This window comes from Mycobacterium sp., from assembly GCF_050701675.1.
In the GTDB taxonomy this organism is placed as follows: Bacteria; Actinomycetota; Actinomycetes; order Mycobacteriales; family Mycobacteriaceae; genus Mycobacterium.
Genome location: NZ_JBOGDD010000039.1, coordinates 1 through 7,844 on the forward strand (window position 1 = coordinate 1; position 7,844 = coordinate 7,844).

Genomic DNA, 7,844 nt, shown 5'->3' on the forward strand with positions numbered 1-7,844 from the left:
GGTCTACTGGTGCCAGCTCTTCAGTGAGCCGGGGGCTGGCTCGGACCTTGCGTCGTTGCGCACCAAGGCCGTTCGCGCGGAGGGCGGCTGGGTTCTCAACGGTCAGAAGGTGTGGACGTCGAACGCGCACCGCGCCGACTGGGGTGTCTGCCTGGCTAGAACCAACCCGGATGCGCCGAAACACAAGGGCATTACCTACTTCCTGGTCGACATGCGCTCACCGGGTATCGACATCCGCCCGCTCCGCGAGATCACCGGCGAGAACCTCTTCAACGAGGTGTTCTTCGACGATCTGTTCGTGCCGGACGAGATGGTGGTGGGCACCGTCGACGGCGGCTGGCCACTGGCGCGCACCACCCTGGCCAACGAGCGCGTCGCAATGGCGACCGGCGGTGCGCTGGACAAGGGCATGGAGCACCTGCTCGACGTCATCGAGGGTCGCGAGATCGACGTCGCCGAACAGGACCGGCTCGCAGGACTCATCGTCGCGGCACAGGTTGGGGCACTTCTGGATCGGCTCATCGCGCAGATGGCGGTCGGTGGTCACGACCCAGGTGCGGCGTCGAGTGTTCGCAAGCTGATCGGGGTGCGATACCGACAGCAGCTGGCGGAGACCATCATGGATTCCCACGACGGGTCGGGCATCGTGGATTCACCCGACGTGCGGTACTTCCTGAACACCCGGTGCCTGTCCATCGCGGGTGGCACCGAGCAGATCCTGCTCACCGTCGCGGGCGAACGGTTGCTCGGCCTGCCGCGTTAGCCCTAGGTCGCGCGGAACTTCATCGCGACGCCGTTCATGCAGTAACGCAGACCGGTCGGCTTCGGACCGTCGTCGAAGACGTGACCGAGGTGCCCGCCGCAGCGGCGGCACAGCACCTCGGTGCGCGTCATGCCGAGGCTGCCGTCGTCGCGCTCGGTGACCGCGTTGCCCAACGGCTGCCAGAAGCTGGGCCAACCGGTGCCGCTGTCGAACTTGGTCGCCGACGAGAACAGGTCGAGCGCACAACCGGCGCAAGCGAAGACACCGGCCCGGTGTTCGTCGTCGAGCGGGCTGCTGAACGGGGTCTCGGTGCCCGCGTCGCGAAGCACGTCGTACTGCTGCGAGGACAGGAGTTGGTGCCACTCCTGGTCGGTGTGGGTGACCTCGAAGTTCCCCGCCGGCTGTCGTGGCGTGTCGGCAGCGGCGGTGGGCCGCAGTGAGCCGCACCCCGCCAGTACTCCGAGCAGGGCGGCGCCGACCAGCACGTGCCGACGGCTCGGATTCGGGCGCGGTGATGTCGGGACGGTCATCCTTTCGACGGTAGGCCGACGTCGGCTGACACCGGGTGGACGGGTCGTTTCGTCAGCATCCGGTAACAATCTGGGGCGTCGCCGCGGCGGTTTTGGCAGGACACTCGTAGTCATGACGCAAACTTCCCGCCGGCGGGCCGCCCTGGCGACGAGTCTGGGGGTGCTGGGCATCGCGGCCGCGGTGTTCGTCGGCGCGCATCCCGGCAGCACCAGCTTCAGCCCGGCGAGGCTCGTCGGGATCGGCACCGCGGCGTCGTTCGTCGTGCCCGCGCCGGGCGTCGACGAGCCAGCCCCCGCCTCCGGTGCGCAGGAGACGGCCGTCTTGGCCGGTGGTTGCTTCTGGGGTGTTCAGGGAGTCTTCCAGCACGTCAAGGGGGTGACCCAGGCCGTATCCGGCTATGCGGGCGGCGAGGGATCGACGGCGGACTACGACACGGTCAGTACGGGCACGACCGGGCACGCGGAGTCGGTACGCATCACCTACGACCCCGCCCAGGTGACCTTCGGTCAGCTCCTTCGGATCTACTTCTCGGTGGTGCAGGATCCAACGCAACTCAACCGTCAGGGTCCCGACGAGGGCACGCAGTACCGCTCGGCGATCTTCGCGCAGAACGCCACTCAGCAGCGCGTCGCGGACGCCTACCTCGCGCAGCTGTCGAAGGCCGACGTGTTCCCCGCTCCGATCGTCACCAAGGTCGAGCCGAACACCGGGTTCTTCACCGCCGAGCAGTATCACCAGGACTACCTGAATTCGAACCCGACGGCTTCCTACATCGCGGTCAACGACATGCCCAAGGTGAACGATCTCAAGCGACTGTTCCCCACCGAGTACCGCGACCAGCCGGTGCTGGTCGGTCAACTCGGCTAGTGGACACCGCCGCTCAGGCGTAGGTGGTCTGGGCGCAGGAGGTCGGGGTGGTCAGGTTGATGCCGCCGTAGACCACCTGGATGAAGGCGCACACGATGTAGTCGGCATCGGTCCTCGGCTGTCCGGTGGACCAGTCCACGGTCCGCGTATTGCCGTGCACCATGAACTTCTCCGGCGGTCCGCCACCGAAGTAGACCGTGGGGAATTCGACGGGCCCGATCGACTTCATCATCCGCGTGTTCGGGGCGTTGAAGTCGGAGTCCAGGTACACCAGCCGGTTCGACGAGCGCAGGGTGGTGTTCTGCCGGGCGTAGAGATCATCGGGGAACGGGAGGTAAGCACCGTCCGCACCGCGCAGGTTGGCCGCCGTGTCGAAGTAGCACTGGTTCTCGGCCTTGACGCAGTTGGCGGTGGTGTGCATCTCCAGCGTGGTGGTCGCGTCGATGGGGATCGAGCTGGTTGCCGTCTTCTGCGCGGCCGACGACTCCGCGGTGGGGCTGATGACGGCAAGCGTCAGCAGCATCGCCGACACCGCCGCGAGACTTCCAGCCAACCGCTTCACATTGCTCCTAGGAGATCGGTCCAGCGAATGTTAGCCCGCACGTCATTCGTCATACGTGACTTCGACTGAATCGGAGATGGGGTGGGCCTGGCACGCCAGAATCAAGCCCTCGTCGAGATCGGATTGCTCGAGCACGTCGTTGACGTGCATGTCGACGTCCCCGCTCTTCACCAGTACTGCGCAGGCGCCGCAATGTCCTTCACGGCAAGAGAACGGCGCGTCGAGCCCCTTGTCGAGCAAGACGTCGAGCAGCTTCGCGTTGCGCGGCCAGCGGATCTCCTGCGTCTCACCGTCGAGGGTGACGATCGCCGTCGCCGGGCCTTCGTCGCTGTCGTCGTCGGCGATGACGACCGCAGCAAACGGATCGGACTCCAATGACTTGAACACCTCGATGTGCACCCGTTCGGGTGCGGCGCCCGCGGCCGCCAGCGCCTGCTCGGCGGCCACCATGAAGGGGCCGGGGCCGCAGATGAACGCCTCCCTGCCGACGTAGGGTGCCACCAGTTCGCCAAGGGCGGCCGCGCTGGGCAGCCCCTGCACCGTCTCGATCCAGTGCACCGCGGTGAACCTGTCGGGGTACTTCTCCGCCAGTTCACGCAGGGCGGCCGCGAAGATGACCGACTTCTCGTCGCGGTTGGCGTAGACCAGAACGACCTTGCCGCTGCCCTCGGAGAGCGCCGACTTCAGGATCGCCATCATCGGTGTGATGCCGCTCCCTGCGGCGAGAAGCAGGAAGTCGGTGTCGAGCGTCTTGGGAACGAACGTGCCCGACGGCGCCAATACGTGCAGGAGCATGCCGGCACTAGCGTTGTCGCACAGCCAGTTCGACGCGTATCCGCCTGCCGTGCGCTTCACGGTGACGGTCAGTGCGTCGTCGGTGAACGGTGAGCTGCACAGCGAGTAGCAGCGCGCGACCGAGCCGGTGCGGTCACTCGGTATCCGCAGGGTGAGGAACTGACCGGGGGCGTGGCGGAGCCGGTCGGCGGGTATCTGGGACCCGTCGGGCACCTTGAAGACGAGCGAACGTGCATCGGCGGTCTCGTCGATGACGTCGGCCAGTTGCAGCTCGAGCACGTGGGTACCGAGCGGCTCGTCCGTCACGGTCGGTCCTCTCTTCTCGTAGAGTCGGGGTCAAAACTAGAACATGTTACAAAAACATGCTTCCGCAGGTCTAGGCGCCGTAGGAATGCCTTACTCGACACAAATCGTAACGTGTTCTAATCTCTTTCTAGATCCTGTATCGGCCCCACACTGCCCGGAGGCAACTAGTGACGTCCATTCAACAACGCGACGTGCAGTCGGTCCTAGACGGCATCGATGATTTGCTGCCGCTGATCGGCAAGCGCGCGCAGGCGGCTGAGGATCTGCGTCGGCTGCCCGACGAGACCATCGCCGAACTCGACGAGGTCGGCTTCTTCAAGCTGCTGCAGCCCGAACAGTGGGGCGGCCTGCAGTGCGACCCCACCTCGTTCTACGAGGCGGTCCGAAGGCTCGGCAGTGCCTGTGGTTCGACCGGCTGGGTGAGCTCGATCATCGGCGTGCACAACTGGCATCTCGCCCTGTTCGATCAGCAGGCGCAGGACGAGGTCTGGGGTGAGGACTCCAGCGTCCGCATCTCGTCCTCCTACGCACCCATGGGTGCAGGCACCGTCGTCGACGGCGGCTACCTGGTCAGCGGCGCATGGCAGTGGTCCTCGGGGTGTGACCACGCGACGTGGGCCTTCCTCGGCGGCCCGGTCATCAAGGATGGTCGACCCGTCGACTTCGGCAGCTTCCTCATTCCCCGCAGCGAGTACCGCATCGACGACGTCTGGCACGTCGTTGGGCTCAAGGGCACCGGTAGCAACACGGTCGTGGTGAAGGACGTGTTCGTGCCGAGGCACCGCTTCCTGTCCTACAAGTCGATGAACGACCGCACCGCGGGTGGTCTGCAGAACAACACCGCGCCGGTGTACAAGATGCCTTGGGGCACTGTGCATCCCACGACCATCTCCGCGCCGATCATGGGCATGGCCTACGGCGCGTACGACGCCCACGTCGAGCATCAGGGCAAGCGTGTTCGCGCGGCGTTCGCCGGCGAGAAGTCCAAGGACGATCCGTTCGCCAAGGTCCGCATCGCCGAAGCCGCCAGCGACATCGACGCAGGCTGGCGCCAGCTGATCGGCAACGTCGGTGACGAGTACGCGCTTCTGAAGGCGGACAAGGAGATTCCGTTCGAGCTGCGCGCCCGCGCCCGCCGGGACCAGGTCCGCGCCACCGCCAGGGCGATCTCCTCGATCGATCTGCTGTTCGAGGCGTCCGGCGCCACTGCACTCGGCGTCGACCAACCCGTGCAGCGGTTCTGGCGCGATGCGCATGCCGGTCGTGTGCACGCGGCCAACGAGCCCGAGCGGGCTTATCTCATCTTCGGCAACAACGAGTTCGGGTTGCCGCCGGCAGACACGATGGTCTGATGACTCAAGCAGTTCAGGACATCACCTTCGAGTCGACCTCCCGCTATGCGCAGGTTCGCGAGGACATGCGCCTGCATTATCACGAAGCGGGAGTGGGCAATCCGAATACGGTCGTGCTCCTGCACGGCGGTGGGCCCGGCGCGTCTAGCTGGTCGAACTTCTCCAAGAACATCGCGGTGCTGGCACAGCAGTTCCACGTGCTCGCCGTCGACCAGCCCGGCTACGGTCACTCCGACAAGCACACCGAACACGAGCAGTACAACCGCTACAGCGCCACCGCCCTGCTGAACCTGTTCGACCATCTCGGCATCGAACGCGCTGCGCTGGTGGGCAACTCGCTCGGCGGCGGCACTGCGGTGCGGTTCGCGCTTGACAACCCGAAACGGGCGGGCCGGCTCGTGCTGATGGGTCCAGGCGGATTGAGCGTGAACCTGTTCGCGCCCGACCCCACCGAGGGGGTGAAGCTGCTCGGCAAGTTCACCGTCGATCCCACGCGCGAGAACATGGAGAAGTTCCTGCGCATCATGGTCTACGACCAGAAGCTCATCACCGAGGAACTGATCGACGAACGCTTCGCGATCGCGAGCCAGCCCGAGTCGCTGGCCGCCGCCAAGGCGATGGGAAAGTCGTTCGCGGGCGCTGACTTCGAGCTCGGCATGATGTGGCGCGACGTGTACAAGCTGCGCCAGCCGGTGCTTCTCATCTGGGGCCGCGAGGACCGGGTGAACCCCATCGACGGTGCACTGGTCGCCCTCAAGCAGATTGCGCGCATTCAGTTGCACGTGTTCGGGCAGTGCGGCCACTGGGCGCAGCTGGAGAAGTTCGACGAGTTCAACAAGCTGACCACCGACTTTCTGGGGGGAGCAAGATGAGCATCCGTTCACTGGGCTACCTGCGTCTCGAGGCCACCGACGTGTCGGCCTGGCGTGAGTACGGCTTGAAGGTGCTCGGCATGGTCGAGGGGTCGGGGACTACCGACGGTGCCCTCTACCTGCGCATGGACGAGTTTCCTGCGCGGCTGGTGATCGTGCCGGGTGAGCACGACCGGCTGTTGCAGTCCGGTTGGGAGACGCCGAACGCCGCTGGGCTGCAGGAGATCAGGAAGTCGCTCGACGTCGAGGGCACGCCCTACAAGGAGGCCACCGCGGCCGAATTGGCCGACCGTCGCGTCGACGAGATGATCGTATTCGACGATCCGTCGGGCAACACGCTCGAGGTGTTCCACGGCGCCGCGCTCGAGCACCGGCGCGTCGTCAGCCCCTACGGCCACAAGTTCGTCACCGAGCATCAGGGCCTCGGCCACGTCGTGCTGACCACGCGTGACGACGTCGAGTCGCTGCACTTCTACCGCGACGTCCTTGGCTTCAAGCTGCGCGACTCGATGCGGCTGCCGCCGCAGTTGGTGGGGCGCCCGGCTGACGGACCGCCCGCCTGGCTGCGGTTCTTCGGTGTCAACCCGCGCCACCACAGCCTTGCGTTCATGCCGGGTGAGACGCCCAGTGGCATCGTGCACCTCATGATGGAGGTGGGGAACAGCGACGATGTCGGCCTGGCACTCGATCGCGCGCTGCGCCGCAAGGTTCCGATGTCGGCCACGCTCGGACGCCACGTGAACGACAAGATGCTGTCGTTCTACATGAAGACTCCTGGCGGCTTCGACATCGAATTCGGTTGCGAGGGACTCGAAGTCGAGGATGATAACTGGGTGGCGCGGGAGAGTACGGCCATCAGCCTGTGGGGCCATGACTTCAGCGTGGGCTTCAAGGGCTAGCGTGTCTGCTGAACCAATCGACCCGCGCACGTTCCGCCACGTGCTCGGTCAGTTCTGCACTGGTATCACGATCATCACCACCGTGCACGAGGACGTCCCGATCGGCTTCGCCTGCCAGTCGTTCGCCGCACTGTCGCTCGATCCGCCGCTGGTGTTGTTCTGCCCCACCAAGGTGTCGCGATCGTGGCAGGCGATCGAGGCCAGCGGGAAGTTCTGCGTCAACGTGCTGCACGAGAACCAGAAGGACGTGTCGGCCCGTTTCGGCTCAAGGGAGCCCGACAAGTTCGCCGGCATCGACTGGAGCCCGTCGTTTCTCGGATCGCCGGTGATCGGAGGCACGCTCGCGCACATCGACTGTTCGGTGGCCTCGGTACACGACGGTGGCGATCACTTCGTGGTGTTCGGCGCGGTGCACTCGCTCTCGGAACCCCCCAAGACGAAGCCGCGGCCGCTGCTGTTCTACCGCGGTGACTACACCGGCATCGAGCCGGAGAAGACCTCGCCCGCGCAATGGCGTGACGATCTCGACGCGTTCCTCACCACCACCACCGCCGACACCTGGCTATAGCTGAATTACAGCCGTGTCATTCATCCACAGTGTGGACAACTTCTGGGGATGAAATGCCGCCTCGAAGGTGCAGGCCAGGGCGGATCGGGTTTGGCTCAGTCATCGAGGCGGTCGAGCACGTACTTGGTTATGGCCGCGGCGACCCGGTGATGCGTGACGTCGTTGAGGATGTCGTGGCCGCCGCCCTCGATCTCGACCAGCGATAGGGGCTCGATCTGTTCGGCGTATGCCCGGATGGCGCTGATCGGCGCGATCGGGTCATTGCTGCCATGCACCGCGAGCGTCGGCACCGCCAACGCGGGCAGTTCCGCGCCGAATCTGTCCCATCC

General features: G+C 65.6%; 10 protein-coding genes. 6 read left to right on the plus strand and 4 right to left on the minus strand.

What is annotated here, in order from left to right; genetic code table 11:
- Window positions 1-763: acyl-CoA dehydrogenase family protein (locus ACRDUX_RS01215; protein WP_526410223.1), on the plus strand; the 763-nt coding region annotated here is incomplete at its 5' end.
- A gap of 2 nt (window positions 764-765) precedes the next feature.
- On the opposite strand, the gene msrB is transcribed toward ACRDUX_RS01215, so the two are convergent.
- Window positions 766-1,248 carry a peptide-methionine (R)-S-oxide reductase MsrB gene (gene msrB, locus ACRDUX_RS01220; RefSeq protein WP_526410241.1) on the minus strand — a complete coding sequence of 161 codons (483 nt, stop codon included), beginning with the start codon at window positions 1,246-1,248 and terminating at the stop codon, window positions 766-768.
- Window positions 1,249-1,405: 157 nt separating this feature from the next.
- Here msrB and msrA point away from each other — a divergent pair, with 157 nt between their 5' ends.
- Window positions 1,406-2,161, plus strand: a complete 756-nt coding sequence (msrA, locus tag ACRDUX_RS01225; protein ID WP_526410225.1) for a peptide-methionine (S)-S-oxide reductase MsrA — start codon at window positions 1,406-1,408, stop codon at window positions 2,159-2,161.
- A 13-nt stretch (window positions 2,162-2,174) separates the two neighbouring features.
- Here the strand turns inward: msrA and ACRDUX_RS01230 are convergent, their stop codons facing one another.
- The gene (locus ACRDUX_RS01230; protein WP_526410227.1) at window positions 2,175-2,723 is read right to left on the minus strand and encodes a hypothetical protein; all 549 of its coding nucleotides are present in this window, start codon (window positions 2,721-2,723) and stop codon (window positions 2,175-2,177) included.
- A gap of 42 nt (window positions 2,724-2,765) precedes the next feature.
- Window positions 2,766-3,824 (minus strand): 2Fe-2S iron-sulfur cluster-binding protein, encoded by a 1,059-nt coding sequence (locus tag ACRDUX_RS01235; protein WP_526410229.1) that lies wholly within the window; start codon window positions 3,822-3,824, stop codon window positions 2,766-2,768.
- A gap of 167 nt (window positions 3,825-3,991) precedes the next feature.
- On the opposite strand from ACRDUX_RS01235, the gene hsaA reads away from it, so the two are divergent.
- From hsaA to hsaB, 4 genes are read left to right on the plus strand one after another with little or no spacing between them, the layout of a single operon-like run.
- Window positions 3,992-5,176 (plus strand): 3-hydroxy-9,10-secoandrosta-1,3,5(10)-triene-9,17-dione monooxygenase oxygenase subunit, encoded by a 1,185-nt coding sequence (gene hsaA, locus ACRDUX_RS01240; RefSeq protein WP_526410231.1) that lies wholly within the window; start codon window positions 3,992-3,994, stop codon window positions 5,174-5,176.
- Entirely contained in the window at window positions 5,176-6,048 is an 873-nt protein-coding gene (gene hsaD, locus ACRDUX_RS01245) for a 4,5:9,10-diseco-3-hydroxy-5,9,17-trioxoandrosta-1(10),2-diene-4-oate hydrolase (RefSeq protein ID WP_526410233.1), read from the plus strand. The genes hsaA and hsaD overlap by 1 nt, the downstream gene beginning before the upstream one ends.
- Window positions 6,045-6,947 carry an iron-dependent extradiol dioxygenase HsaC gene (gene hsaC, locus ACRDUX_RS01250; RefSeq protein WP_526410235.1) on the plus strand — a complete coding sequence of 301 codons (903 nt, stop codon included), beginning with the start codon at window positions 6,045-6,047 and terminating at the stop codon, window positions 6,945-6,947. Before hsaD ends, hsaC begins: the two co-directional genes overlap by 4 nt.
- Complete coding sequence (gene hsaB / locus ACRDUX_RS01255; protein WP_526410237.1) at window positions 6,919-7,515, plus strand: 3-hydroxy-9,10-secoandrosta-1,3,5(10)-triene-9,17-dione monooxygenase reductase subunit; 597 nt, start codon at window positions 6,919-6,921, stop codon at window positions 7,513-7,515. Before hsaC ends, hsaB begins: the two co-directional genes overlap by 29 nt.
- Window positions 7,516-7,610: 95 nt before the next feature.
- Here hsaB and ACRDUX_RS01260 read toward each other — a convergent pair.
- On the minus strand, window positions 7,611-7,844 hold a 234-nt coding region (locus tag ACRDUX_RS01260), incomplete at its 5' end, for an alpha/beta hydrolase (RefSeq protein ID WP_526410239.1).